2 protein-coding genes and 1 pseudogene are annotated in these 1081 nt (G+C 43.4%); all 3 read left to right on the forward strand.

The annotated features are described in order from the left end of the window. Window positions 1–106, forward strand: a pseudogene (locus tag AC2VE5_RS28615) (transposase); the annotation flags it as partial. Window positions 107–108: 2 nt separating this feature from the next. Further along, complete coding sequence (locus AC2VE5_RS28620; protein WP_486890892.1) at window positions 109–489, forward strand: nuclear transport factor 2 family protein; 381 nt, start codon at window positions 109–111, stop codon at window positions 487–489. A gap of 267 nt (window positions 490–756) precedes the next feature. Continuing rightward, the gene (locus tag AC2VE5_RS28625) at window positions 757–1002 is read left to right on the forward strand and encodes a helix-turn-helix domain-containing protein (RefSeq protein ID WP_486890893.1); all 246 of its coding nucleotides are present in this window, start codon (window positions 757–759) and stop codon (window positions 1000–1002) included. Window positions 1003–1081: the final 79 nt, after the last annotated feature.

Raw genomic sequence — 1081 nt, forward strand, 5'->3', positions numbered from 1 at the left:
ATGTAAGATCCTCGTTAAGAACTTTGAGCGCACCTTGACCAATGCCACCACGAAGCTCAATCTCTGCTTCGTCAGGTTAATGATTAAGCGACTTGCCGCCTTTTAGAGATGTCAAATGGGTTCTATAAATCTGCACCGGAAATTGAACTGCTACGCGCGGCGTACGCTGCCTTTAACGTGCGAGACACTGATGCCGCCCTCGCCACCATGACTTCTGATGTGGCTCTGCCGAACGGGATGGAAGGCGGTTATGTCCATGGACATCAAGCAGTTCGCGCTTACTGGACGAGGCAATGGTCCGTCATCCATCCGCACGATGAGCCAATTTCCTTTCACCAGGAGGATTCTGGGCGTATTTTAGTCGAGGTGCATCAGGTCGTACGCGATCTAGCTGGAACAGTTCTTTCTAATCGGTACCTTGGTCATCGTTGTACCATTGAGCATGGCTTGATTCAAACCATGAAAATTTGTCTACCTCTACTAAGCTGATAGACATATAAAAAGCATAAAATAGAATTTTAAAACCAAGGGTGGAGGGAGCAATGCCTGCGAAAGGATTTCTAAATTTTGAACAGAAGGAGAGATTGCAAATCCTAGTGCGCTCCAACGATTCTCCAAGATTGAGAGAACACGCCCTGATTCTATTACTTCGCTCATGATGGTAAGACCTATGAGGATATTGCTAATTTTATTGGTTGTGGGTATCGAACTGTAGCGCACTGGTGCGTACATGGAGACCCAGACAATCTGGATAGCTTGAAAGATAAACGACAGCAAGGTAATTACCGAAAAGCTACAGAGCAATATATTGAATTATTACTAGAAGTAGTAGAAAAAGCGCCGTCAGAATTTGGGTATGAATTTGGCAGATGGACAGGAGAAAGATTATCAACTTATCTACAACAGCAGACGGGAATTAAATTAAGCAGTAAACAAATTAGTAGAATATTGCAAAAAAAAAAACTACGTTTACATTTGGGCGAAGTACAGCTTAGAATCTAAGCAAAATCAGGCAGAAAGAGCAATATTTCGGGAGAAGCTAGAGACTTATTTGAAAGCTGGAGGTGTAGCACCAGAGATA

The sequence above is a fragment of the Aliterella sp. E5.1 genome (genome assembly GCF_057473825.1).